This window comes from Longispora sp. NPDC051575 (assembly GCF_040681875.1).
In the GTDB taxonomy this organism is placed as follows: Bacteria; Actinomycetota; Actinomycetes; order Mycobacteriales; family Micromonosporaceae; genus Longispora.
This window is the reverse complement of record NZ_JBFAZP010000012.1, coordinates 59,606-85,409: the sequence shown is the minus strand read 5'-3', so window position 1 is coordinate 85,409 and position 25,804 is coordinate 59,606. Positions and strand designations below refer to the sequence as shown.

The 25,804-nt window shown below is 72.8% G+C and carries 20 protein-coding genes and 1 pseudogene; 9 read left to right on the top strand and 12 right to left on the bottom strand.

All coding sequences use genetic code 11. The annotated features are described in order from the left end of the window. Window positions 1–7: 7 nt before the first annotated feature. Window positions 8–2,572, top strand: coding sequence for a phosphocholine-specific phospholipase C (locus AB0M43_RS32935; protein ID WP_363730085.1), 2,565 nt, complete (start codon window positions 8–10; stop codon window positions 2,570–2,572). 146 nt (window positions 2,573–2,718) lie between these two features. Here the strand turns inward: AB0M43_RS32935 and AB0M43_RS32930 are convergent, their stop codons facing one another. Further along, window positions 2,719–3,984, bottom strand: a complete 1,266-nt coding sequence (locus AB0M43_RS32930) for a bifunctional DNA primase/polymerase (protein ID WP_363730084.1) — start codon at window positions 3,982–3,984, stop codon at window positions 2,719–2,721. Between the two features lie 282 nt (window positions 3,985–4,266). Here AB0M43_RS32930 and AB0M43_RS32925 point away from each other — a divergent pair, with 282 nt between their 5' ends. The 3 genes from AB0M43_RS32925 to AB0M43_RS32915 all read left to right on the top strand — a co-directional run bounded on the left by AB0M43_RS32925 (window position 4,267) and on the right by AB0M43_RS32915 (window position 8,504). Next, a complete protein-coding gene (locus AB0M43_RS32925) occupies window positions 4,267–4,500 on the top strand; it encodes a helix-turn-helix domain-containing protein (RefSeq protein WP_363730081.1) in 234 nt (77 codons plus the stop codon). Window positions 4,501–4,633: 133 nt separating this feature from the next. Further along, on the top strand, window positions 4,634–5,209 hold the full coding sequence (locus AB0M43_RS32920; protein WP_363730078.1) for a Clp protease N-terminal domain-containing protein: 576 nt from the start codon (window positions 4,634–4,636) through the stop codon (window positions 5,207–5,209). 175 nt (window positions 5,210–5,384) lie between these two features. Continuing rightward, a complete protein-coding gene (locus tag AB0M43_RS32915; RefSeq protein WP_363730076.1) occupies window positions 5,385–8,504 on the top strand; it encodes a BTAD domain-containing putative transcriptional regulator in 3,120 nt (1,039 codons plus the stop codon). On the opposite strand, the gene AB0M43_RS32910 is transcribed toward AB0M43_RS32915, so the two are convergent. Beyond that, window positions 8,494–9,771: an MFS transporter gene (locus AB0M43_RS32910; protein ID WP_363730073.1), complete on the bottom strand. Its 1,278-nt coding sequence runs from the start codon at window positions 9,769–9,771 to the stop codon at window positions 8,494–8,496. The genes AB0M43_RS32915 and AB0M43_RS32910 overlap by 11 nt on opposite strands. Then, window positions 9,768–10,370 carry a disulfide bond formation protein DsbA gene (locus tag AB0M43_RS32905; RefSeq protein WP_363730070.1) on the bottom strand — a complete coding sequence of 201 codons (603 nt, stop codon included), beginning with the start codon at window positions 10,368–10,370 and terminating at the stop codon, window positions 9,768–9,770. Before AB0M43_RS32905 ends, AB0M43_RS32910 begins: the two co-directional genes overlap by 4 nt. Window positions 10,371–10,428: 58 nt before the next feature. Here AB0M43_RS32905 and AB0M43_RS32900 point away from each other — a divergent pair, with 58 nt between their 5' ends. Further along, the gene (locus tag AB0M43_RS32900; protein WP_363730067.1) at window positions 10,429–11,832 is read left to right on the top strand and encodes a PLP-dependent aminotransferase family protein; all 1,404 of its coding nucleotides are present in this window, start codon (window positions 10,429–10,431) and stop codon (window positions 11,830–11,832) included. 72 nt (window positions 11,833–11,904) lie between these two features. Here the strand turns inward: AB0M43_RS32900 and AB0M43_RS32895 are convergent, their stop codons facing one another. Beyond that, the gene (locus AB0M43_RS32895; protein ID WP_363730065.1) at window positions 11,905–13,317 is read right to left on the bottom strand and encodes an MFS transporter; all 1,413 of its coding nucleotides are present in this window, start codon (window positions 13,315–13,317) and stop codon (window positions 11,905–11,907) included. Between the two features lie 86 nt (window positions 13,318–13,403). Here AB0M43_RS32895 and AB0M43_RS32890 point away from each other — a divergent pair, with 86 nt between their 5' ends. Next, a complete protein-coding gene (locus AB0M43_RS32890; RefSeq protein WP_363730063.1) occupies window positions 13,404–13,769 on the top strand; it encodes a MarR family transcriptional regulator in 366 nt (121 codons plus the stop codon). Between the two features lie 38 nt (window positions 13,770–13,807). Next, window positions 13,808–14,647, top strand: coding sequence for a polysaccharide deacetylase family protein (locus tag AB0M43_RS32885; RefSeq protein WP_363730060.1), 840 nt, complete (start codon window positions 13,808–13,810; stop codon window positions 14,645–14,647). A gap of 88 nt (window positions 14,648–14,735) precedes the next feature. Here the strand turns inward: AB0M43_RS32885 and AB0M43_RS32880 are convergent, their stop codons facing one another. The 6 genes from AB0M43_RS32880 to hisN all read right to left on the bottom strand — a co-directional run bounded on the left by AB0M43_RS32880 (window position 14,736) and on the right by hisN (window position 20,947). After that, window positions 14,736–16,640 (bottom strand): MFS transporter, encoded by a 1,905-nt coding sequence (locus AB0M43_RS32880; RefSeq protein ID WP_363730059.1) that lies wholly within the window; start codon window positions 16,638–16,640, stop codon window positions 14,736–14,738. A gap of 24 nt (window positions 16,641–16,664) precedes the next feature. Further along, window positions 16,665–17,447 carry an ABC transporter permease gene (locus tag AB0M43_RS32875; protein WP_363730057.1) on the bottom strand — a complete coding sequence of 261 codons (783 nt, stop codon included), beginning with the start codon at window positions 17,445–17,447 and terminating at the stop codon, window positions 16,665–16,667. A gap of 79 nt (window positions 17,448–17,526) precedes the next feature. After that, window positions 17,527–18,288, bottom strand: a complete 762-nt coding sequence (locus tag AB0M43_RS32870) for an ABC transporter permease (protein WP_363730056.1) — start codon at window positions 18,286–18,288, stop codon at window positions 17,527–17,529. After that, window positions 18,288–19,217: an ABC transporter ATP-binding protein gene (locus tag AB0M43_RS32865; RefSeq protein ID WP_363730054.1), complete on the bottom strand. Its 930-nt coding sequence runs from the start codon at window positions 19,215–19,217 to the stop codon at window positions 18,288–18,290. The genes AB0M43_RS32870 and AB0M43_RS32865 overlap by 1 nt, the downstream gene beginning before the upstream one ends. Window positions 19,218–19,237: 20 nt before the next feature. Continuing rightward, entirely contained in the window at window positions 19,238–20,071 is an 834-nt protein-coding gene (locus AB0M43_RS32860; RefSeq protein WP_363730584.1) for a hypothetical protein, read from the bottom strand. 81 nt (window positions 20,072–20,152) lie between these two features. Continuing rightward, window positions 20,153–20,947 carry a histidinol-phosphatase gene (gene hisN / locus AB0M43_RS32855; RefSeq protein WP_363730051.1) on the bottom strand — a complete coding sequence of 265 codons (795 nt, stop codon included), beginning with the start codon at window positions 20,945–20,947 and terminating at the stop codon, window positions 20,153–20,155. Between the two features lie 87 nt (window positions 20,948–21,034). Here hisN and AB0M43_RS32850 point away from each other — a divergent pair, with 87 nt between their 5' ends. Beyond that, entirely contained in the window at window positions 21,035–22,633 is a 1,599-nt protein-coding gene (locus AB0M43_RS32850) for a hypothetical protein (protein ID WP_363730049.1), read from the top strand. Between the two features lie 228 nt (window positions 22,634–22,861). Here the strand turns inward: AB0M43_RS32850 and rsgA are convergent, their stop codons facing one another. Further along, a complete protein-coding gene (gene rsgA, locus AB0M43_RS32845; RefSeq protein ID WP_363730581.1) occupies window positions 22,862–23,797 on the bottom strand; it encodes a ribosome small subunit-dependent GTPase A in 936 nt (311 codons plus the stop codon). 71 nt (window positions 23,798–23,868) lie between these two features. Beyond that, a complete protein-coding gene (gene aroA, locus AB0M43_RS32840; RefSeq protein ID WP_363730047.1) occupies window positions 23,869–25,140 on the bottom strand; it encodes a 3-phosphoshikimate 1-carboxyvinyltransferase in 1,272 nt (423 codons plus the stop codon). A gap of 206 nt (window positions 25,141–25,346) precedes the next feature. Here aroA and AB0M43_RS32835 point away from each other — a divergent pair. Further along, window positions 25,347–25,664 (top strand): annotated as a pseudogene (locus tag AB0M43_RS32835) (WhiB family transcriptional regulator); the annotation flags it as partial. Window positions 25,665–25,804 lie beyond the last annotated feature (140 nt).

Genomic DNA, 25,804 nt, shown 5'->3' with positions numbered 1-25,804 from the left:
AGTACCGATGGAGAGGCGTACCTTCCTGCGCGCCGGAGCGGCCACGGCCGGAGCCGCCGCCGCGTTCGCGATGCTGCCCGAGAGCGTCCAGCGGGCCATGGCCATGGCCGCCCCCACCGGGGGTCTGGAGGTCATTCAGCACGTGGTGATCCTGACCCAGGAGAACCGGTCCTTCGACCACTACTACGGTTCGCTGCGCGGGGTACGCGGTTTCGGCGACCCGACCGCGATCACCCTGCCCACCGGCCGCTCGGTGTTCCACCAGCCCGACGGCTCGGGCTACGTGCTGCCGTACCCGGTGAGCGACCAGTTCATGCAGGGCACCGCGCACGACTGGTACACCGGGCACGACGCGTGGAACAAGGGCCGCTACGACGCGTGGATCGCGCAGAAGGGCAAGCGCACCATGGCCACGCACAGCCGCGCGGCGCTGCCTTTCTACTACGCCCTGGCGGACGCGTTCACCATCTGCGACGCCTACCACTCCTCGGAGATGGGCGCGACGAATCCGAACCGCACGTTCCTGTGGACGGGGAAGGTCGGCTACGAGCCCGGCAGCACGACCGTCCGGGCCACCGGCAACGCCCCCTACGGCAACGCCAACCACACCGGGTACACGTGGACCACCTACCCGGAGCGGTTGCAGGCCGCGGGGAAGTCGTGGCGGGTGTACCAGGAGTGGGACAACTACACGGACAACCCGATCGAGTACTTCAAGACCTTCGTGGACGTCGCGAAGAAGGCGCTGTCCAGGACGGGATACTCCAAGGTCGAGGCATTCTACGACGCGCTGCGCGCCGCCTCCGCGACGAAACAGGCCACCATGCTGGCCGACCTGGCAGCCGGCGTGAACACCCTCAGCGCAACGGAACGCGTCCTCTACGACCGGGCGCTGCGGCGCGAGCGCCCCGACCAGGTCCTGCCCGCGTTCGCCGCCGACGTCGCGGCGGACCGGTTGCCCGCGGTCTCGTGGATCGTCGCCCCGGAGAGGAAGTCCGAGCACCCCGTCTGGGGTCCCAACCAGGGGGCCGAGTTCACCAAGACGTTGCTCGACGCCGTCGCCTCCAACCCGACGGTGTGGAACAAGACCGTCGTCTTCATCAACTACGACGAGAACGACGGGTTCTTCGACCACATCCCGCCGCCGGTCCCCCCGCTGGTGGGCGACGGCAGCGATGGGAAGTCCACGGCGCCGATCGGGGACGAGATCGCCGACGACGACAACGCTCCGATCGGACTCGGCATCCGGGTTCCCATGATCGTGGTGTCGCCGTGGAGCCGGGGCGGGAACGTGTGCTCCCAGGTGTTCGATCACACCTCCGTGCTCCAGTTCCTGGAGAAGTGGAGCGGCATCGCCGAACCGAACATCTCCCCGTGGCGGCGGGCTGTGTGCGGGGACCTGACCGCGACCCTGGACCTGGCGACGGCCGTGGTGGGCTATCCGAACCTGCCGACCCCGGTGCCGACGTCCGGCCCCCTCAACACGAACCCGGCACCGCCGGCCTCGCAGGTCCTGCCCGCGCAGGAATCGGGCACCCGGCCGGCCCGGCCGCTGCCCTACGTCCTCGGGGTGTCCGCCAGCGTCACCAGCGGCAGCGTGGCCCTGGACTTCGCGAACACCGGCGCCGCCGGAGCGCACTTCTACGTCTACGCCAACGCGTTCCGCACCGACGGGCCGTGGCGCTACACCGTCGAGGCCGGCAAGGCCCTGACGGACACCTTCTCCGGGGGTACGCCCACGGGCGCGTACGACCTGACCGCCTACGGGCCGAACGGGTTCCTGCGCCGATTCGCCGGCAACCGGGTCACGGCCACCACCAGCGGGAACGCCAACCCGGAGGTGACCCTGCGCCACGTACCCGCCGAGGGCAGGGTGTACCTGGACATGAGGAACAGCGGCACCAAGGCGTGCGTGGTGACGGTGCGCGCGAACCGGTACCGGACGGACGGGCCGTGGTCCTACACCGTCAACCCGGGCGCGACGGTCACCGACTCGTGGACCGTGGCCGCCGCCGCGCACTGGTACGACCTCACCGCGACCGCGAACACCACAGACGGGTTCACCCGCCGCTTCGCCGGTCACATGGAGAACGGGGCGCAGAGCACCAGCGATCCCGCGATGGGCGGTACGGGCACCGGATCCGGGCCCCTGCCCAGAACCGTGCGTTCGTTCGACAGCCAGGAGACGGCCGGCGAGAACGGGGCGGCGGCCAACGCGGTCGACGGCAACCCGGCGACGATGTGGCACACGGCGTGGTCGGCGGGCAACGCGCCACTGCCGCACGAGTTGCAGCTCGACCTAGGGTCCAGCCGCACGGTCACGGGGCTGACGTATGTGCCCCGCCAGGACGGGGGCGCCAACGGCCGGATCGGGCAGTACGAGGTCGCCACGAGTGCGAACGGCAGCACGTGGACCGTCGTGGGCACGGGCACGTTCGCCGACAACGCGACGGCCAAGACGGTGACCCTCACATCCGGTACGGCCCGGTACGTCAGGCTGCGGGCGCTCACGGAGGCCGGCGGACGCGGGCCGTGGACGTCAGCGGCGGAGATCACCCCGCTGGGCTGGTAGGCGGGTCCGGGCTGTTCGGGTAGCCCGGGGAGTGGGCGGCGGGACGTCGACTGGGCCAAGCGGTCGGCGTCCCGCGCCCGTCCCGGGAGAGAACAAGGACGCCACGACGGGTACCGGTCACCCGGGGTGCGCTGGATGTGACCTGGTCAGGCCGCTGTGGGGCCGCGCGGGTGGAGTTGGCCGGCGGTGAGGCCCGAGTGGATGGTGCGGGCCGTCTCGTGGCTGCCCAGGCCGCACTGCCGGGCGGCGGTGGTCAGCGCCGTCCTGACCGTGTGGGCGTCGAGCAGGTCCGCGCCGACGAGCTGGCCCAGGCGGAACGCCGCCACGTTCAGGGTGTCGTTGCGTTCGCCGGGCTGGGCGGCGGCGACCCGGCTGGCCTCGCCCTCGACGGCGGCCCTGACCCAGGCCGTGGCCTCGGGATCCCGGGGACGGGGCACGCGGCGGGTGCCTCCGGTCCTCCAGACGCCGGGGGCCTGGGGAGTGCGCGAGGTTCCGGGTGCTGTGTCGGCGGAGCGGGGTGGGTCGCCCCGAGGGTCCTGTGGCGGACCGTTCGGGTCTTCCACGGCCATTGGCGGCGGCCCAGAGGTGCCCTGTCCTGAGGTGCCCTGTCCTGAGGCTGCCGGTCCTGAGGCGGCCGGTCCTGAGGCGGCTGGTCCTGAGGTGCCTGCCCTTGAGGCGGCCGGTTCTGAGGTGCCCGTGGCTGAGGTGCCCGGGGCTGGTCGGGCGAGGGTTGAGCCGCCTGGGGCGGAACTGTCCGGCCCGGTGGGGCTGGACTGGGCCGGGTTGCGGCGGGGGGACGAGGCCAGGCGGAGCAGGCGCGGCGGGCAGGGCGGCAGGGGGAGTTCCAGGGGGCGGAGCCACTCGTAGAGATGGCCGGACGAGTGCCGGGACGGCGGGGCGACCACGTAGCCGCCTACGCCGCGCCAGTCCACCCCGTCGAGGAGCCTGACCCGGTTGCCCCGGCCCGTGCCCGCCCACCACAGGTGCCAGCCGCCCGAGCCGGTGCGGACGACGGGGCCGAGGGGATGGCCGGCGAGGAGGCCCAGTACCACCGTGAACTGTCCTGGTCTGTCGATGTCGCAGACATCGGCGAGGGTACCGGTGCGCAGGCCGATGTTCGCGTCCGGCCAGCGGCGCCACCAGGCCCGGACCTGGGCCGGGTCGGTGCTCGCCTGGTGCAGGCCGCGCGGGAGGCGGGGGTGTTTGCCCGGGGAGGAGCAGTCGGGGCGGCGGCAGGAGCAGCCGTGACCGGTCGGGGTGTGCAGGGGGAGGACGGGGAAGCCGGCGGCCGCGTACTCCTCGGCGGCTTCGGCGAGGGTGGGACCGGGTCGCCGCCCGGGACCGCCGCCGGGACCGGGGGCGGGCGGCCTGGCGCCGGTTGTCCGGTCCGGCCACGTCTGTCGATCGCTCATCACGGACCGCCTTCCCGACGCCACGGGCGGTGCTCTCCGACGGTAGCGCGGATTCCACAGCTCCGGATAGACCGGGCGACAACAGACCCGGACCGCGCATATCCGCAGTGGACGGTGTGCCAAGAGTGCCCCCGGAGTGGGTGCTGAATCCCGGTCGAGCGTCAGTGGCGCGGCCAGTCGTCGACGGCCACGGCCCGGCGCGACCCACTCATGGCGCGGCCGTGGCGGCAGGGCTTGTCAACTAAGGTTGACGGCGACCTGGTTGTCAACTAAAGTTGACGCATGACGGAGCCGAAGGAACTCGCCACGGTAGCCAGCGGAGCGGACGCCCGGGCCGGCCTCAAGGCCGTGCTCGCCCTGCGCCGGCTCGCCGAGGCGCTGGAAAACCTTCAGGTGGACAACGCCCGGCGGCAGGGCTGGTCCTGGCAGGAGATCGCCGACGCGCTCGAGGTGAGCAAGCAGGCGGTGCACAAGAAACACTCCGGCCGACCGGTGACCCCGGGACCACCCGGCTAGGCCGCAGGCATCGCCCGCTCGGCACCGTGCCTGGGGTGGGAAGCGGAACCACGGGCGGCCCCTACGAAACCGATCGCTCACGAATCGGCGGCTGGCGAGACGTATGTCCGCTCACGATCCAACGGGAGGAACGATGTTCGAACGGTTCACAGTCCAGGCCCGCGCGGCGGTCATCCGGTCCCAGCAGGAGGCGAAGGAGCTGGGCGCCCCCAGGGTCGGCACGGAGCACCTGCTGCTGGCGATGCTGCACCCGGAGGCCGGGCTCGCGTACACGGTGCTCGGCGCGGTCGGGGTCGAACGGGAGCGGGTCCGGGCGGAGGTCCGCCGGCTCGGCGCGCCCCGGCTGCTCGGTGACGAGGACGCCGCCGCGTTGCGCGAGATCGGGATCGACCTGGACGCGGTCCGGGCCCGGGTCGAGGAGACCTTCGGGGCGGGGGCGCTCCGGGCGCCCGAGCCGGAGCGGCGGCGGGGGTTCCTGCGCCGCAAGGACACCGGCCACCGGTGGTTCACGCCCCGGGCGAAGAAGGTGCTGGAGCTGTCGCTGCGGGAGGCCGTCCACCTCGGGCACAGGTCCATCGGGTCGGAGCATCTGCTGCTCGGGCTGGTGCGCGAGGAACAGGGGCTGGCGGCGCGGATCCTCACCGACGCCGGGGTCACCCTCGACGACCTGCGGACCCGGGTCGTGACGAGCCTGCGCGACGCGGCCTGAGCCGCCCGCCGGGCGCGACAGATGAGCGGCGGGCAGGGAAGCCGCCCGCGTGGTCCAGTCGACACGGACCGGGTCGGACATCGGCCCCGGACGGAGGGGACGCGGGCCGGATCGTGACTCCTCCGGCAACCTCCGGGCAGGACCATCCGGGGGTACGTGGGGGAGAATCGCCCTCATGATCTTCAGCATCCTGGGGCCCGTCGAGGCCCGGCTCGCGGACGGCACCCCGGTCCCCGTCGGCGGCCCCCGGGTGCGTGCCCTCCTGGCGCTCCTCCTCCTGGACGCCGGCCGCCTGGTCCCCACGGAACGCCTGGTCGACGGCCTGTACGGCGAACACCCCCCGGCTGGCGCGGCCAACGCCCTCCAGTCCCAGGTGTCCCGCCTCCGCCGGGGCCTGGGCGGTGCGGACCTGGTCGAGTTCCACCCGGCGGGCTACCGCCTGGCGGTGGACCCGGAGGACGTGGACGCGCACCGGTTCGAGCGGCTGGCCCGGGACGGTCAGCGCGCCCTCGCGGCCGGGGACCACGCCGGGGCGGGCGCCCTGTTCCAGGAGGCGCTCGACCTGTGGTCGGGTCCGGCGCTCGCGGACGTCCGGGACTCGCCGTTCGCGGAGGGGCAGGCGGCGCGGCTGGCGGAGGCGCGGGCAGCGGTGGTGGAGGACCGGGCGGAGGCCGGGTTGGCGCTCGGCGGGCACCGGGATGCGGTGCCGGCGCTGCGGGCGCTGGTGGCGGAGTACCCGTTGCGGGAGCGGCCCCGGGGGCAGTTGATGCGCGCGCTGTCCGGCAGCGGCCGGCAGGCGGAGGCCCTCGCGGTGTACGAGGACGCCCGGCGGCTCCTCGCCGACGAGCTGGGCGCGGATCCGTCGCCGGAGCTCGCGGCCGTGCACGTCGCGGTGTTGCGGGGCGAGGTGTCGGCCGCTCCGCAGGTCCGGCGTGGGCTGCCCGCGCAGTTGACCAGTTTCGTCGGGCGGGCCGAGGAGTTGGAGCGGATCGGGGCGCTGCTCGGGAGTACCCGTCTGGTGACCTTGACCGGGCCCGGTGGGGCGGGCAAGACCCGGTTGGCGATCGAGGCGGGCGGGCTGGGCCGGGGCGAGGTGTGTTTCGTGGACCTCGCGCCGCTGGGCGACGGCGGGGAGGTGCCGCAGGCGGTGCTCGCGGCGCTCGGGCTGCGCGAGGGCGGGCTGCTGCCGTCTGCGGGCGGGCCGGCGGACCCGGTCGAGCGGCTGGTCGCGGCGCTCGCGGACCGGTCGGTGCTGCTGATCCTGGACAACTGCGAGCACGTGGTCGAGCACGCGGCCCGGCTGGCCCACCGGCTGCTGGGCGCCTGTCCGGGGCTGCGGGTGCTGGCCACGAGCCGGGAGCCGCTCGGGATCACCGGGGAGGCGTTGTGCCCGGTGCGGCAGTTGGCGGCGCCGCCGGCCGGTACCCCGCTGGAGAGGGTTCTGGAATTTCCGGCGGTGCGGCTGTTCGTGGACCGGGCCGCCGCCGTGCGTCCCGACTTCGCGCTCGACGGGACCACAGTGGACGCGGTGCTGCGGATCTGCGCGGCGCTGGACGGTTCGCCGCTCGCCATCGAGCTGGCCGCCGCCCGGTTGCGGTCGCTGGGCGTGGCCGACATCGACGCGCGGCTGGACGACCGGTTCCGGCTGCTGTCCCGGGGGAGCCGGACCGCCGCCGCCCGGCACCAGACCCTGCGCGCCGTGGTCGAGTGGAGCTGGGACCTGCTCGGCGACGCGGAGCGGACCCTGGCCCGGCGGCTGACCGTGTTCACCGGCGGCCTGACGCTCGACGCCGCCGCGGCCGTGTGCGGGCTGCCCGCCGACGAGGTGGACGAGCTGCTCGCCGACCTCGCGGACAAGTCGCTGGTCGAGGACGCGGGCGGGCGGTACCGGATGCTCGACACCATCCGGGTGTTCTGCGCCGAGCGGCTGGTCGAGGCCGGGGAGGCGGAGCGGCTGCGCCGGGCGCACGCGGAGTACTTCCTGGGGCTGGCCACCACCGCCGACCCCCACCTGCGCGGGCACGACCAGCTGGCGTGGCTGGCCCGGCTCGCCGTCGAGCACCCCAACTGCCAGGCGGCCGTGCGCTGGGCCGTCCGGGCAGACCCGACGCTGGCGTTGCGGCTGGTCGCGATCCTGTCCTGGGACTGGTGGCTGCGCGGCCTGCGCGGGGAGGCCGCCCCGTTGGCCGCCGAGATCCTCGCCGCCGTCGGGACCGAGCCGCCGGCGGACCTGCACGAGGAGTACGTGCTGTGCGTGGTCAACGCCGTGTCCGGCGGTACGGTCACGCCGGAGCTGGTGGCGCTGCTCGACCGGGCGCAGGAGCTGATGGCGGGGATCGACCACACGCTGCGGTACCCGTGCACGACGGTGCTCTGGGCGCTGTCGGCCGGGCCGCACCGCACGGACATCGCCGCGTACGACAAGCAGCTCGACCACGAGCCCTGGTCCCTGGCGCTGTACCAGGTCGGGCTCGGCTACCAGCACCAGTTCAACGGCGACCTGGCCGCGTCGGAGCCGGAGTTCGAGGCGGCGCTCGCCGGGTTCCGCACGCTGGGCGACCGGTGGGGGATGGCCAACGCCCTGGACCCGCTGGCCCTGTTCGCCGAGGCGCGCGGGGACCACGACCGGTCCATCGCGCTGATGGGCGAGGCCCTGGAACTGGTCGAACAGCTCGGCGCGCTGGAGGACCAGGCGGACCTGTTCGGCCGGCGCGGCGACAGCCTGCTCCGCAGCGGGGACCTGGCGGCGGCGGAGGCCGACTACGAGCGGTCCGCCGGGCTGCTCCGCCGGGCTGGCGCGCCCGAGAAGCTGGCCGGCGCGCACCGCCGGCTCGGGGAGCTGGCCCGGCTCCGGGGCGACCTGCCCTGGGCCCGGCGGCTGCTGGAGACGGCGGTGCGGGAGTGCGCCACGGTCACCTGGGGCGGGGAGATGGTCCGGGCGGAGATCCTGACCGGACTGGGCCGGGTCACCGCGGCGGAGGGTGCCGTCCGGGAGGCCCGGGGCGTCCTGCGCCAGGCCCTGGCGGTGAGCCTGAGCCACCCGAACATGATGGCGGTGGCGGGGGTGGCCGACGCCCTCGCCGAGGTGGCGCTGCTCGACGGGGACCCGGAACGGGCGGCGCTGCTGCTCGGTTCGGTGGTGGCGTTGCGGGGCGCTTCGCTGGCCGGGGACCCGGACGCGGCCCGGGTGGCGGCCGGGGCGGGCGCGGCCCTGGGGTCGGCGGGTTTCGCGGCGGCGCACGGCCGGGGCGCGGCGATGACCCGCGAGGAAGTTCTTCACCTCCTCAATGAATAGAAACTCCATTTGCGGGTACCGGGGTCGCGCGGTCCCGTTCGGCCCACCGCACCGCCGGCCCCACCGCGCACGCCGCCCCGAGGAACAGCCCGCCCAGGACCAGCCAGCCCGGCGCGCCCCACCCGATCACCAGCGTGGTCAGCAGCAGGGGGCCGAGCATCCGGGCGACGGCCGTCCCCGTACCGAAGAAGCCCTGGTACTGGCCCTGTTTCCCGTCCGGCGCCAGCCCGAAGCTGATCTCCCACGCCCCGCTGGCCTGCATCATCTCGCCCACCACCTGCAACCCGGCGGCGACCAGCAGGATCGCGGCGGACGTCCACTTCCCCCGCCCGTCCCCGGACAGCGCGAAGACGGCGCACGAGACGAGCATGACGGCCCCGGCCCACCGGATCAGCCGCGCGGCGGACCGCAGGTCGGTGACCCGGCGCGCGACCCGGACCTGGAACAGCACCACGCTCACCGTGTTCACCACGAGCAGCGCCGACACCAGCCAGCGCGGCGCCTCGGTCCGCTGCACGATCCACAGCGGGATGACCAGGCTGAACAGCGGCATGTACAGCAGCAGCACGGTGTTGAGCAGCGTGATCAGCGCGTACGGCCGGTCCCGGAGCACGGCCAGCCGGGGCTCCCCCGAGGCCCCGGCCGGCACGGCGTCCACGGCGGGCAGCCGGCGCAGGACGAGCGCGGCGAGCAGGAAGCTCACGGCGTCGACGGCGAACACGGTCAGGTACGCCCGCGGCGTGTCCAGGTACAGGGCGATGCCGCCCAGGGCCGCGCCCACGGCCAGCCCGGCGTTCACGGTCGACTGGAGCGCCGCCCGGACCCGGGTGCGCTGGGCGGGGTCCACGAGGCCGGCGAGCAGGGCCTGGCGGGCGGCGGTCAGCCCGCACTGGCAGCAGGCGTACACGCAGGCGGCCAGCACGAACAGCGGGAACGACCGGACGACCAGGAACGCGGAGACGGCCACGGCGGTGGCGACGGCCAGCAGGATCGCGGTGCCGCGCGGGCCGCGCCGGTCGGCGAGGTGTCCGAGGGGGACCCCGGCGACGGCGCCGACGGCCCAGCCGAGGGTCAGGCCGAAGCCGATCTGGGTGGGGGACAGGCCGACGACCCGGGCGAAGTAGAGGGCCGAGCAGACGTAGAAGGCGCCGTCGCCGAGGGAGTTGGTGAGCTGGGCCAGGGCGAGGGTGCGGGCGGGCGAACCGACCCGGGCGGCGGGCGGCGCGGCGGGGCCGACGGTGCCGACCGGGCCGGCGGGTGTCGTCACGGCTCGACCAGCGGCCGGCCGTCGCGGGGCCGCTTGATCTCGGAGAATCCCTCGATGCCCGCGAGGGTGCGCACCGCGTCCCACAGCAGACCGGCCTGCTCGCCGCGCGGGGCCGGGCTGACCACCGGCCCGAAGAACGCGCTCCCGGCGACGTGGATCACGGGGGTGCCGGCCGCGTCGCCGACCGGCCCCATGCCCGCGTGGTGGCTGGCCAGCAGCGCCTCGTCGTGTTCGGAGCTGTCGGCCGCGTCGGCGAGCACCGGGTCGAGACCCAGCTCGACGAGTGCCGCGACGTACAGCGGGGCGCCGATCGGGGCCTTGTCCAGGTGGATCCGGGTGCCGAGCGCGGTGTAGAACTCGCGCAGGATGTACGGGCCGTACTTCGACCCCACGGCCGTGGCGACCCGGGCCGGGCCCATGCCGGGGATGAGCCACTCCCGGTACCACGGGTCGATCTCGCGGCCCTCGTTGAGCACCACGAGGCTCATGACGTGGAACTCGACCCGCACGTCGCGGACCCGCTCGGCCTCCAGCAGCCAGCGCGAGGCGATCCAGGCCCACGGGCACCGGGGGTCCAACCACAGGTCGATCGTCTCCATGCCGATGACTCTAGGGAGTAGATTGGCCAGCTAGAAGATCCAATTTTGACGAGTACGGATGGGCCAATCGGTGGACTTCCACGTGACCCTGGCCGGCCGGGGCGACCTGACGGCCCGGATCTACCGCCAGCTCCTCGACGCGGTCCTCGACGGCCGGCTCCGCCCGGGCGAACGGCTGCCCCCGACCCGGGAACTGGCCGCGAGCCTGGAGGTGTCGCGCAACACGGTCGCGGCGGCGTACGACCGGCTGACCGCCGAGGGCTTCGTCGTCGGCCGGGTGGGCGCGGGCACCTTCGTCGCCGCCGAGTCGGTCACCCGGGTCGGGGCCCGCCGCGCGTCCCGCCAGGCGCCGGCCGGCCGGTCCGTGCGACCCCGCCGGCTCTGGGACGCGATACCCGCGCCGGTGCCCGCCGGCCCGCCGCCCGAGTTCGACTTCCGGGTCGGGGCGCCCGACGCGGGGCTGTTCCCTGCCGGGGCGTGGCGGCGGCTCGTCGCGGCGGAAATGCGCGCGGTCCCCACCGCCGAGTACGCCGACCCGGCCGGCCACCCCGGGCTGCGCGCGGCCATCGCCCGGCACGTCGGGGTGTCCCGGTCGGTCCGGGCGGGCGCGGACGACGTGCTGGTCACGCACGGCGCGCAGCAGGCCCTGGACCTGATCGGCCGGGTACTCGTCGAGCCCGGCTCCTGTGTGGCCGTCGAGGAACCCGGCTACCCGCCCGCGCGCCGGCTGTTCCAGTCGCACGGCGCCCGCGTGGTCGGCGTGCCGGTGGACGCGGAGGGGCTGGTCGTGTCGGCGATCCCACCCGACGCCCGCCTCGTGTACGTGACCCCGTCGCACCAGTTCCCGCTCGGCACGCCGCTGTCCCCGGGCCGGCGGGCCGACCTGCTCGGCTGGGCCGAACGGCACCGCACCGTGATCGTGGAGGACGACTACGACAGCGAGTTCCGGTTCTCCGACCGGCCGCTGGAACCGTTGCAGAGCCTCGACGGCGCGGGCCGGGTGATCTACGTGGGCTCGTTCTCCAAGACGATGCTCCCGGTGCTGCGCCAGGGTTTCCTGATCGCCCCGGCCTCGCTGCGCACCGCCCTGCGCACCGCCAAACAGCTGCTGGACTGGCACGGGGACTCCTACGCGCAGGGCGCGCTGGCCCGGTTCATCGAGGACGGCCTGCTGGCCCGGCACATCCGCCGCGCGAGCCGGGTGTACGCCGCCCGGCGGGAGCGGATCATCGCGGCGGTGGCCGACCGGTTCGACCTGGTGCCCAGCGCGGCCGGCCTGCACCTGTGCGTGCGGACGGGACCGGAGGCGGCCGACATCGTGGCCCGGGCGGCCCGGGTCGGCGTGGCCGTGGAGTCCCTGACCGCGTACTGCGGCGAGGAACCCCAGCACGGGCTGGTGATCGGGTGGGGCGCGATCTCCGATGTGGAGGAGGGGCTGCGCCGGCTGCGGAGGTGTTTCTAGCGGGGCCCTCTGCCCCGCACCCCGACACGCACGAGGGCCCGGGAGTCGCCTCCCGGGCCCTCGTCCCCCCGCCTAGCGCGCCTTGCGGATCCCGAGCATGGTGAACGCCAGCCCGGCGACGGCCACCGCCGTCACCACGGTCAGCGCCGGGTAGTAGCTGTCCAGCACCTCCCGGGGCGTCTCGACCTTGCCGGCGGACGCGATCACGGCCGTGACGGCGGCGATCACGATCGCGCCGCCGACCTGCATCGACGTCTGGACCAGCCCGGACGCCAGACCCTGCTCGGCGTCGTCGACCCCGGTGGTGGCCTGGATGTTCAGGGTCGGGAACGCCAGGGCGAAGCCGAACCCGAGGCAGATGATGCTGGGCAGCACCTCGGAGACGTAGTGGGGTTCCTCGCCGATCCGGAGGAACAACGCGTAGCCGACGACGAAGAACACGAAGCCGGCGGCCACGATCTTCCCCGCGCCGAACCTGTCCACCAGGAACCCGGCCCGGGGCGCGCCCACGGCCACCATCAGGCCGGCGGGCAGGAACGCGAGCGCCATGGACAGCGGCGACCAGCCGAGCAGGGACTGCATGTACATGGTGCCGATGAACTGGAAGCCCACGTAGGAGCCGAACATGGCCAGCGCGGCCAGGTTCGCCGACACCACGGACCGGTTGCGGAAGATCCCGAACCGCACGAGCGGGTGCTTGGCCCGGCGTTCGATGGCGACGAACGCGACGAGCAGGGCCACGGCGGCGAGGATCCCGATGACGGTACCGGGGGACAGCCAGCCGACCGTGGGGGCCTGCACGACCGCGTACACCAGGATCAGGAGGCCCGCCGTGCTGGTGACGGCGCCGGCGACGTCGTAGCCGCCCCGGTTCTCGGGCGCGTGGTCGCGGGGGATGAGCCGGGCGCCGAACGCCAGGACCGCGAGCGCGATCGGGACGGGCATCAGGAACGTCCACCGCCAGCCGACGGAGGTCATCAGGCCGCCGAGGATCAGGCCGGAGGAGAAGCCGGTCGCGCCGAAGCCGGCGTAGATGCTCAGCGCCTTGTTGCGGGCCGGGCCCTCGGGGAACGTGGTGGTGATGATCGACAGGCCGGCCGGGGCGGTGAACGCGGCGGCCACGCCCTTGATGAACCGGGTCGCGATCAGCAGCGTCGGGTCGCTGACCAGGCCGCCGAGCAGGGAGGCGGCGGCGAACACGGCGAGGGCGATCAGGAACACCCGGCGGCGGCCGAGCAGGTCGGCGGTGCGTCCGCCCAGGAGGAGCAGGCCGCCGTAGCCGAGGATGTAGCCGCTGACGATCCACTGCAGGGACGACGGGTTGAGGCCCAGTTCGCCGGCGATCGACGGGAGCGCGACACCCACCATCGAGATGTCGAGTCCGTCGAGGAAGAGCGCGCCGCAGAGCACGATGAGCGCGCCCCAGAGGCGCGGGGTCCAGGTGACTGTTGGGGCAGAAGGGGCACGGGTCGCCACGGAGGTCATGATCAGTAATCTACATGCAGTTGCAATTAATGCAAGTACAAAAAATGCATGAACAAATTATGTACGGGTCCTGGTACGATGCGCACGTGACCGACACTGAGCTGGTCAGCGCCTGGCGCGGCCTGTTGGAGCGATACCACGCGACCTCGTGCGCCCTGGACCGGGCGCTCAACGACCAGCACCAGCTCGGCGTCAGCGAGTTCGAGGTCCTGGAGCGCCTCGCCCAGAACGGCGACTGCATGCGCATCCAGGAGCTGGCCACCAGCGTGCACCTCAGCCAGAGCGCGCTGTCCCGGGTCGTCGCCCGGCTCGAACGCGACACGCTCGTCACCCGCGAGGTCTGCGAGACCGACCGCCGGGGCGTGTTCGTCCGGCTCACGGACGCCGGCACGACCCGTTACGCACAGGCGCTGCCCACCCAGCGCACAGTATTGGCCGCGCACCTGGCGTAACCTGGCCGGACGTCCCGTTCGACCCCTCGGAGTGCCCGATGCGCCGTACCCTGCTGGCCGTCCTCGCCATCGCTGTCGTCCTCGGCGGGACCCTGGCCGGCGGGGCCATGGGGCGGACCCGCAGGGAGGCGCTCTGGCAACCGGCCGGGCCGATGACCCCGCCGGTGCCCACGCCGAGTCCCACCCCGCCGCCGTCCCCGTCCGCCTCGCCGAGCGCCCGCCCGACCCCGTCGGCCCCGGGCACGCCGAGCGCGTCGCCCTCGACCTCTGTGGACGGTCCCGGCGGGGCGATCAGGTTCACCGGCACGGAGGCCGTGGCGCTCACCTTCGACGACGGCCCCGACCCCGTCAACACCCCGAAGATCCTCGACATCCTCCACCAGAACGGCGTCAAGGCCACGTTCTGCCTGGTCGGCTTCCGGGCCCGCGACCACCCCGCGCTGGTCCGCCGGATCGCCGCCGAGGGGCACACCCTGTGCAACCACTCGTGGCAGCACCTGTTCGACCTGGCCAAGCACGACGACGGATACATCCGGGCGGACCTGCAGCGCACCAACGACGCGATCCACAACGCGGCACCCGGCGTGCCGATCCCCTACTTCCGGGCCCCGGGCGGCAACTTCACCCCGGGGCTCGTCGCGACGGCCCGCCAGCTGGGCATGCGCTCGGCGTACTGGGACGTGGACCCCCGGGACTGGGAGAGCACGAAGTACGGGCACGGCGCGCCGATGATCGACCACGTGGTGGCGGCGGTGAACGGGTCCACCCGGCCGGGGTCGATCGTGCTGTCCCACGACAACGGGAAGCCGGACACGATCGAGGCGTACCGGCGACTGCTGCCGACCCTGAAGACCAGATTCACCCTGGTACCGCTGTAGCCGGTCGCGCGGCCCGGAACGGTGCCCGACCGGAGTCGCCGACCAAGCCCAGCGCGCCCGGAGTCGCCCACCCGGCCCCGTGCGGTCCTCAGGACCCGGTCCGCGCCCGGTCCGCGTCCGCCCCCAGCAGCGCCCGCGACATCCGGTCCAGCAGCGCGTCCAGGTCCGGCTCGGTGTCCGGCGACCAGTCCCCGAGCAGCTTCTCCAGCCCGGCCCGGCGCAGCGCGAACAACCGCTCCGCCGCCTGCTCCCCGGCCACGGTCAGCTCCAGCGTGCCGTCCACCCGCCGCAGCATCCCGGCCTCGACCAGGTCGTCCGTGTACGGCCGGCCCTTCTCCACCGTCGTCCCCGCCAGGTCGGCCAGCTCAGCCCCCGGCGTCGGACCGAGCTGGGACAACCGGGCGAGGATCCAGCAGCCGGCGGGGCTGATCCCGAGGCCGGACTCGGCGGCGAGCCACGTGTAGTACCCGTGTCGGAGTTCTGTGTCCGCTCTCTGGGACAGGGCCTTCTCGACCTCCGCGAGGCTGGTGCGCTGGGTGGGCGCGCCGCCGAGGGACTCGCCCAGGTCGGAGTTCGTCGCCAGGCCGTCGCGGAGCGGTTCCTCGCGGAGCATGACCGCGAACACGAAGGCCAGCAGCGCGATCGGGGTCGCGAGCGCGAACACGGTCTGCAATGAGGACGAGTAGGCGTGCAGGTATTCCGGGGTGCCCGGCCGGGCCCCGCCCAGGGTGGCCTCCAGCCGGTTGGAGAAGATCGTGCCGAACACCGAGACCCCGAACGAGCCGCCGATCGAGCGGAAGAAGGTCACACCCGAGGTGGCGACGCCGAGGTCGCGGTACCCGACGGAGTTCTGCACGGCGATGACCAGCACCTGCATCACGAGGCCCAGGCCGGCGCCGAGGACGAAGAAGTACACGCTGTAGACCGGCGCGGACGTGTTCTCGTCCATCCGGGACAGCAGGAACAGGCCGAGCGCGGTGACGATCGTGCCCACGATGGGGTAGATCCGGTAGTGCCCGGTCCGGCTGATCAGCTGGCCGCTGGTGATCGAGGTGAGCAGCATGCCGCCGACCATCGGGAGCAGGTACACCCCGGACATCGTCGCGCTGACCCCGTGCACCACCTGGAGGAACAGCGGCAGGAACGTCAGCGCCCCGAACATCGCGAAACCGATCACGAAGCTGATCGCCGAGCCGAGCGCGAACACCCGGATCTTGAACAGATGCAGGGGGAGTACCGGCTCCGCCGCGCGCCGGGCCGACAACCACCAGCCCACGGCGAGCACGACGGCGGCCACCCCGAGCCCGATGATCTCCACCGAGTCCCACTCGTACGTGGTCCCGCCCCAGCTGGTCAGCAGCACGAGGCAGCTCACGGCGGCGGCGAGCAGGCCGATGCCGAGGAAGTCCACCTTGTGCTGGGTCTTGACCTCGGTGGGTCTCAGCGCTACGGCGACCGCGACCAGGGCGAGGACGCCGAGCGGCAGGTTGACGTAGAACACCCAGCGCCAGCTCAGGTGGTCGACGAACAGCCCGCCGAGCAGGGGGCCGGCGACGCTGCTCACGCCGAACACGGCCCCGAACAGGCCCTGGTACCGGCCGCGTTCCCGGGGCGGGACGACGTCGCCGACGATCGCGGCGGCCAGCGCCATGAGTCCGCCGCCGCCGATGCCCTGCAGGGCGCGGAACGCGATCAGTTCGCCGAGGGTGCCGGCCTGCCCGCAGAGCGCGGAGGCGGCCAGGAAGATGACGATCGCCCCGAGGAACAGGTTCTTCCGCCCGTACTGGTCCCCGAGCTTTCCCCACAGCGGCGTCGCGACGGTCGACCCGAGCATGTACGCGGTGACCACCCACGACAGGTGCTCCAGCCCGCCGAGCTCCCCGACGATCGTGGGCAGCGCGGTGGACACGATGGTCTGGTCGAGGGCGGCGAGCAGCATGGCGAGCATGAGCGCGCCGATGATGACCCCGACACTCCGCCTCTGCTGCGTCATGAAGCCGACAATACGGGCGGCGCCTCAGCTGAGGAGGAGTTTGCCCATTCGCCGGTTGGCCAGCCACAGCCCCGCCATGCCCAGCGCGACCAGGTACCCGACGTGCACCAGCAGGCCCGGCCCGACGTGCCCGGTGGTGAGGCCGCGCAGCAGCTCCACCCCGTGGTACAGCGGCAGGGCCTGGATCACCCACTGGGTCCACACCGGGTACAGCCCGATCGGGGCGAACGTGCCCGAGAACAGGAACATCGCGGTCATGCCCCCGGTCACGTAGTCGAAGTCCTGCCAGCCGCGCAGGAACGTCGCCACCGCGAGGCCCAGCCCGCCGGCCGCGACCCCGATCAGCAGCGCCGCCGGCAGGGCGAGCACCGCCCACCACGAACTGGTCATCCCCATCACGGCCATCAGGGCGAGGAACACCGCCGAGTACGCCCCGCCGCGCATCAGCGCGAACGCCAGCTCGCCGGTCGCGATCTCGATCGGCTGGAGCGGGGTGGCCAGGAACGCGTCGTACAACTTGGCGAACTTCATCTTGCCGAAGAAGTTGAACACGCACTCGATCAGCGAACCGCTCAGCGCCGCCTGGGCCATCATGGCCGGCGCGACGAACAGCGCGTAGGACATCGGCTCGCCGTCGACCGTGAACACGCCGTTGACCAGCGCCCCGACCCCGATCCCGATGCTGAACAGGTAGAAGATCGGCTCCAGGACGCCGGACGCGATGTTCCACGGCAGCCGCTTGTAGACCGCGACGTTGCGCTCGATCATCACGCCGGCCCGCCGGGCGGACACCATCAGGGCGATCATGACTGGGGATCCATCCGTTTCTGGGGCGGCGTCACCGCGGGCGGCGGCTTCGGTCCGGGCGGACGCGGCAGTTCGGGCATCACCGCTCCAGGCGGCGGAGGAAGGCGGCCCGGACCGCGTACAGCCCGGCGGCGGACAGCAGGAGCAGGTACCCCACGTGCAGGAGCGTCTTGCCCAGCGGGAACCCCGCGTACGCGAACGACCGGCACAGCTCCACCCCGTGCCACAACGGCGACACGTACGCCGCCGGGCGCAGCCAGCCCGGCAGTTGGCTGACCGGGAAGAACACCCCGGAGAACAGGGTCAGCGGCGCGACGACGAAGCGGAACAGCAGCGCGAAGTACGCCTCGGAGGAGACCCACGCCGAGAACGCCATCGTCGCCGGCCCGACCGCCAGGGCCAGCAGCATGCCCACCAGCACCACGCCGAGCATCCCCACGCCGTGCACCTCGCCCAGCGCGCCCATCACCAGCAGGAACGCGAACCCCGCGATCAGGGTCCGGGTCAGCAGGAACGCCACCTGGCCGGCGATCATGCCGCCCACGTGCACCGGGGTGGCCTGGATCGCGAAGTAGTACCGGTTCCAGGCGAAGTGGCCGTACACCGGGAAGGTGGACTCCGACACCGCGAGGCTCATGCTCGTCGACGCGATCAGGCCCGGCACCAGGTACGTCAGGTAGTCGACGCCCAGTGAGCCGCCCCGGTTCACGAACGAGCCGACGCCGGTGCCCAGCGCCACGACGAACAGCAGGGGCGCGATGAACTGGCTGAAGACGCTGGCGCGCCACAGGCGCCGGTACATCACCAGGAAGTACTCGTAGACCGCGAGGGTGCCCGTCATCAGTCGACCAGCGTCCGGCCGGTGATGTGCAGGAACACGTCCTCCAGGGTGGCGCGCCGGGCCAGCACCGCCGCCGGGACGACGCCCCGGGCGTGCACCTCGGTCGTCGCCGCGTCCCCGTCGGCCGTGTACAGCAGCAGCCGGTCGGGCAGGATCTCGATCCGCTGGGCGATGCCGTCGAGCTTCTCGGCGAGCGCGCCCAACTGGTCCATCTCGGTGAGCGCGAACCGCAGCTCCAGCACCTCGCGGGTCGAGTGCCGCTCGATCAGCTCGCGCGGGGAGCCCTCGGCCACGATCCGGCCGCCGTCCATCACGACGAGCCGGTCGCAGAGCTGCTCGGCCTCGTCCATGTAGTGCGTGGTGAGCACGAGGGTGACCCCGCGCTGCTTGAGTCGGAACAGCCGCTCCCAGACCAGGTGCCGGGCCTGCGGGTCCAGCCCGGTGGTCGGCTCGTCGAGCAGGACCAGCTCGGGCTCGTTGATCAGGGCGCGGGCGATGGTCAGCCGGCGCTTCATGCCCCCGGACAGCGGCTCGACCCGGTCGTCGGCCCGCTCGCTGAGCTGGACGAAGTCGAGCAGTTCGGCGGCGCGCTCGCGGGCCACGGCCCGCGACAGGCCGAAGAACCGGGCGTAGACCGTCAGGTTCTCCCGGACGGTCAGCTCCTGGTCGAGGTTGTCGGTCTGCGGGACGACGCCGATCCGGGCCTTGATCGCGCTGCCGTCGGTCACCGGGTCGAGGCCGAGGATCCGCAGCTCGCCGGACGTGGGCCGCGAGACGCACCCGATCATCTTCATGGTGGACGACTTGCCGGCCCCGTTCGGCCCGAGGAAGCCGAACGCCTCGCCCGGGGCGACGTCGACGTCGATGCCGTCGACGGCGGTGAAGTCACCGAACTGTTTGACGAGGTCGCGCGCGTGAATCAAGGACACGCACGCACCGTAGCGTGCCCCTAGGACACTTTCGCAATCACTTTCTCGCGGGCGGGCGCCTGCTGGGGCGCCGAGTACCGGGTGAGGGCCAGCACGGCGGCCAGCGTCACGAGGAAGCCCAGCCCGGCGAGCCACTCGCGGCCCCCCACGATCTGGTCGCCGAGGAACAGCAGGCCGAGCACCGCCGCCGGGACGGCCGCCGCCGCGTCCATGCCGGCGATCGCGGCCATGGTCGAGCCGCGCTGCATGCCGAGCGCGAGGAGCAGCGAGCCGCACAGCGAGTGCACGATCAGCAGGTACAACAGGGGATCGGTGACGAACGTGACGAAGTTCCCCACGTTGGCCAGCGGCCGGGACGCCATCGCGGCGGCGGCGAAGTTCAGCCCGGCGAGCGAGCCCAGGGTCATCGAGCCGCGCACCCCGGGCAGCTTGGCCGCGAACGCCCCGGCCCCGGCGATGCCGATCAGCGCGACGATCAGCAGCACGATGCCGAGCAGGCCGATCTGCCGGGACGGCGCGGGCCGGGCGGCGAACACGAGCCCGACGAGCCCCGCGCCGAGCAGGGTCAGCAGCAGCACCTCGGCCCGGGGCAGCCGCCACTTGAGCAGCAGGACGCCGAGGACGGCGGTGACCCCGAGCCCGGCGGTCATGCACGCCTGGACCAGGAACAACGGCAGGTCCTTACGGGCCAGGAAGGCGAGGACGAAGCCGCCGATCTGGCAGAGCAGCCCGAGCATGTACATCCGCTGGCCGAATAGCCGGACCAGCAGCTTCGGGTGCATGTTCTTGCCGGCTTTGGTCTTGTTTACGCCGATTGACTGCAAGAGGTTGGCCACACCGTACGCGAAGACCATCGCTGCGAGGAAGAACCAACCGGAGGACACCGATCGAGCTTAGTCCCGTACCCGGCCGGCTCCTCAGCAGGCGGGCGCAAGTCACTCTCCGAGCTTGTCCAACAACACGTCGTGGATCCGCCCGTTGCTGATCAGCACGCTGCCCGGACCGCGCAACGGCTCGCCGGCCCGGTTGGTGCACGTCCCGCCGGCCTCGGTGACGATCGGCACCAGGGCCGCCATGTCCCACAGGGCCAGGTCCGGCTCCACCATCGCCTCGACCGCGCCCTCGGCGACGAGCATGTGGCCGTAGAAGTCGCCGTACGCCCGGGTCCGCCACGCGCCGCGCATCAGGTCCAGCATCCCGTCGAGCCGGCCGGCCTCCTCCCAGGAGGGCAGGGACGAGTAGCTCAGCGAGGCGTCGGCCAGCTCCGAGACCGCCGACACCCGGATCCGGGTCGCCTGGGCGGCGTGCTTCCCGGCGAACGCGCCGTGCCCGCGCGCCCCCCACCAGCGCCGGCCCAGCGCCGGGGCCGACACCAGGCCGAGGACCGGCTCGCCGCCCTCCAGCAGGGCGATCAGGGTGCCCCAGATCGGTACCCCCCGGACGAAGTTCTTCGTGCCGTCGATCGGGTCGAGCACCCACTGCCGGTTGCCCGGACCGGCCTTCGCCGGGGTGGTGCCGAACTCCTCGCCGAGCACGCCGTCGCGGGGCCGGCTGCGGGCCAGCGTCGCGCGCAGCGCCTTCTCGACGGCGGTGTCCGCGTCGCTGACCGGGGTCAGGTCCGGCTTGGAGTCCACCACGAGGTCGAGGGCCCGGAACCGGGACATCGAGATGGCGTCGGCGGTGTCCGCGAGGAGGTGGGCCAGGCCGAGGTCGTCCGCGTAGCTCGTCATGACCGAAAACCTATCCGATGCCTTTTCAGAGGATCTGCTGAGCACGGCCGCGCCGCTATGTTTGATGAGAGTCGATGGGAGGTACGCATGGACGCCGGACTGCCCTACCGCACCGCGTTCCACATCGACCTGGCGTTCCGGGAGGCGCGCGAGCGGGCCGAGCGGGAACTGCGCACCTGGCTCCGCGACAAGAACTACAGCGTCGCCGCGTACGACAACGAGCACCAGAAGCTCGCCCCCAGCGTCTACATGCGCTACGTCAGCCCCACCGGCACCCGGGGCTGGCAGCTCCGCGAGCGCGACCCGCAGGGGACCTGGCTGAGCACCCTGACCGTGCAGGCGGAGTCGGCGGGCCGCAGCTGGGTGGCCCTCGACATCGAGCACATCCCGGTCACGGGGGCCGAGGCGCAGCCCGCGCACGTGCCGAAGCTGGCCCGGCTGCTGCTGACCGAGTTCGACGCGTACGACGACGAGGCCGTGCTGCGCGCCGAGCCCGAACTGATCCGCCCCGACCGGGTCGAGGACCTGCTCGACGTGGTGTGCTCCCCGCACCGCCGGCTGCCGGTGGTGGTGGCCGCCCCGCACCCGGAGCGGCCGTTCGACCGGTGGCGGCACGACGTGGTGGGGGTGACGGCGGACCTGGCCGGCCTGGCCAGCGTGTACATCCTCGACCCGCCGGCGCTCGCCGAGTTCAACCGGGGCATGGGCGACCCCGGCTACCAGGTCGAACCGGGCTTCCTGCGCACCTACCTGGAGGAGACCGACCCGGCGGTCCCCGGCGACGCGCCCCGGCACCCGGTGCTGGCCGGCCGGCGGATCGAGGTCGACCCGGTCCGGGCCCGGCAGCTGATCGGCCTGCTGCCCCGCCGGCTGGCCGCGTCCCGCCCGCTGCCGGAGGCGCTGGCCAAGGTGAGTTTCGCCCGGTCCGGGGGCGAGTCGGAGGTGGAGCTGACGGAGCTGCGCGGCCGGTACGAGGAGCTCGAACACCTGCTCAAGGAGATCGAGTGGGAACGCGACCGGGCCCGGGCCCGCCGCGACGAGCTGGACAGCCGCCTTTTCGACGCCAACAGCGAACTGGAGACCGAGCAGCGCGAACGCAGCCGGCTCGTCGACCGGGTCCGCTACCTGGAACGCCTGCTCACCGAGTCCGGCCACGGCGACCGGGTCTACGCGGGCCCGCCGATCGACGAGCCGCCCAAGTCGTTCGACGAGCTCCTCGACCGGCTGGACACGGGGGAGCTGCCCCGGGTCGAGTTCACCGGGGACCGGCACCGCACCCTGGCGCTGGAGGAGCAGCACGAGTACTCCACCTGGGCCGTCTCCGCCTGGGACGCCCTGCGCGCGCTCGCCGACTACGCCCGGGCCCGGGCCACGGCCGGCTTCAGCAACAACTTCTACGCCTGGTGCCGCGAACCCCCGCCGGGCGGCCTGGCGATCACCGCCCGCAAGGTGGCGCCGACGGAGTCGGACACGGTCGTGAACACCGCGAAGTTCGCCAACCACCGGATGCTGCCGGTGCCGAGGTCCGTGCACCCGGCCGGGCGGATCTTCATGGGCGCGCACATCCGGATCGGCGCGGCGGGCGCGATCTCCCCCCGGCTGCACTTCCACGACGCGACGGCCACCACGGGCACCATCTACATCGGCTACCTGGGCCCCCACCTACCGAACACCATGACCAACTAGTGGGTGGGGCCCGCTGAGGACGACGATGCGCGCGTTGTCGGCATTCCCGCATACACAACCGGTATGCGGGAACACCTCCGCCTTCGCCTCGCCGCCCTCAGCGGGCCAAGACGTCAGATCAAAGGCGAAGGTCAACGGCATCATCTGGTTACGCTGGGCGCCCGACCCGGTGACGGCGGCACTTTCGCGGGAGGTCGCCCGCGATCCGGTACCCGTCCGGGGGTGGTCCTAGGTCCTGTCCGGGCCGGAGAGTTCCTCGCCCGCCCGGGACGCCAGGAGCCGCCGGTAGGAGGCGAGCCGGCGCGGGTCCGCGTTGCCCGCCGCGACCCAGCCAGTCAGCGCGCAGTCGGGCGAGTGCTCGTCGTGCTCGCAGTTCGGCGGGCAGTCCAGGGTGCCGTCGACCAGGTCGTCGAACCCGTAGAGCAGGCTGTGCGCCGACACGTGCGCCAGGCCGAACGACCGGATGCCCGGGGTGTCGATGATCCAGCCGTTCCCGCTGACCAGGGGCAGGGCCACCGCGCTCGTGGACGTGTGCCGGCCCTTGCCGATCGCGCTGACCACGCCGACGGCCCGGTCGGTGCCCGGCACGAGGCGGTTGACCAGGGTGGACTTCCCGACCCCGGAGTGCCCGACGAGCACGGACAGCTTGCCGTCGAGGGCGTCGATCAGCGGGTCGATCGAGGAGCCGGGCTGCATGACGAGCCAGGCCAGGTCCAGGTCGGAGTAGTAGTCGAGCAGCTCCTCCGGGCCGGCCAGGTCGCCCTTCGTGAGACAGAGCAGGGGCGTGATGCCCGTGTGGTACGCCGCGACCAGGCACCGGTCGATGAACCCGGTCCGGGGCTGCGGGTCGGCGAGCGCCGCGACGATGACGAGCTGGTCGGCGTTGGCGACCACGACCCGCTCGGTGGGGTCGTCGTCGTCGGCCGTCCGCATCAGCGTGGACGCCCGCTCGTCGATCCGGACGATCCTGGCCAGCGAACCGGCGGAACCGGTCACGTCGCCGACCAGGCCGACCCGGTCCCCGACGACGACGGACTTGCGGCCCAGTTCCCGGGCGCGCATGGCCGTGAGCGTGAGTTCGCCGTCGTCGGTGACGCAGGTGTAGCGCCCCCGGTCGACGGCGATCACGAGCCCGGCGGTCGCGTCGGAGTGCTTGGGCCGGATCCGGGTCCGGGGTCGGGAGCGCTTCCCCGGCCGGACCCGGATGTCGTCCTCGTCAAAATCCTTCGACTGCTTCAGGAGTTCTGGCCTTCCAGTAGCCCGGCCCACAGCTGCGGGAACTCGGGCATCGTCTTCGACGTACAGCTGACATCGGTGAGCTCGACGCCCTCGACCCGCAGGCCGATGACGGCGGCGGCGTGCGCGAGCCGGTGGTCGTCGTACGTCTCGAAGACCGCGCCGCTCTGCTTGCCCGGCGTGATCATGAGCCCGTCGTCGGTCTCGTCGACCTGCGCGCCGACCTTGGACAGCTCGCGGGCCAGCGCGGCGAGGCGGTCCGTCTCGTGGTTGCGGATGTGCCCGATGCCGCGCAGGTGCGACGGGGAGTCCGCGAGCGCGCACAGCGCCGCGATCACCGGGGTCAGCTCGCCGACCTGGGAGAGGTCCGCGTCGATGCCGCGCAGGTTCCCCGTACCCCGGAAGGTCAGGCCGTCGGTGTCCAGCGTCCAGGAGCCGCCCATCTGGCCGAGCAGGATCCGGAGCTGGTCGCCGGGCTGGGTGGTCGACCGCGGCCAGTCCAGCACCTTGACCTCGCCGCCGGTGACCAGCGCGGCGGCCAGGAACGGCGCCGCGTTGGACAGGTCGGGCTCGATGTTCCAGGCCCGGCCGGCGAGCTTGCCCGGCTCGACCCGCCACACGTTCGGCACGGAGTCGTCGACCCCGGCGCCGACGTCGCGCAGCATCTGGATCGTCATCTTCAGGTGCGGCGCGGACGGCACGGGCGGCCCGACGTGCCGGACCACGATGCCCTCGTCGAAGTCGGTCGCCGCGAGCAGCAGCCCGGACACGAACTGGCTGGACAGGGACGCGTCGATCGTGACCTCGCCGCCCCGGACCCGGCCGGTGCCGTGCACGGTCAACGGGAGCCCGTCGCCGGTGACGTTCACGCCGACGGCGCGCAGCGCGTCCAGCAGCGGCTTGAGCGGCCTGCGCCGCGCGTACGGATCGCCGTCGAAGGTGATGTCACCGTCGGCCAGCGCCGCGAACGGGGGGAGGAAGCGCATGATCGTGCCGGCGAGGCCCACGTCGATGTGTGCCGGGCCGCGCGGGGGACGGGGCCGGATGGTCCAGAGTTCGTCCTCGACGGTGACCTGCGCGCCGAGCCCCCGGAGGGCGGCGGCCATCAGGTCGGTGTCGCGGGCGCTCAGCGGCTGGCGGAGCGTGGAGGCGTCGACGCTCGCTGCCGCGAGGACGAGGGCCCGGGCGGTCATGGACTTCGAACCGGGCAGCCTGACGGTGCCGTGGATCGGTCCGGTCGCGGTGGGTGCTGTCCAGGGGGTTTCAGTCACCGGTCCAGTCTGACGGGTCGGGCGGCGCCACGGGGAAAGGCCCGCCGACATTCGCCAGGGCTGCCAGTGGATTGTCATGGATTGCGTAAATTTATGATTTCACATGTTGAACAATGCGCGGCTAACCCCTTGTCTCGGTCAACTTCTGTGCGGTAAAACACAGCGCCGGCGTTTTGACCCGCCGGACAGCACGGGGGAGGTGGTCAATGACAAGGGCGCGTATGCCACGCCCACACGAGGTGGCCGCAGCACGCCGCGACCCGCGGCTTCTGCAGGCCCACGAGCAGCGGGAGATGGACGCCGGCTGGCGCATCGACGGAAGATGTCGATCAGTCGATCCAGAGATGTTCTTCCCAGCTCCGACAGAACGGGATCAAGCTGACGCGGCCATGGCGCTGTGCGGCTCATGCGTCGTGTCCGGCGCATGTCTGGCCTGGGCGCTGGAATCCGGGGACATCAACGGCGTCTGGGGCGGCACGCTGCCCCGGGAACGGCGGGCGATGCTCGTCGCCTGGCGCACGGCCGGGGACGCAACCTTCGCGGACGCCGGTCGTTAGACAGGACGTACCCGGCACCTCGCGGGGAACCTCCACAACTCTCCCCGGGGTCGGTGACTCACCTCACCGGCCCCGGGCGAGGGAATGTCGACCGGCCCGGTGCTGTT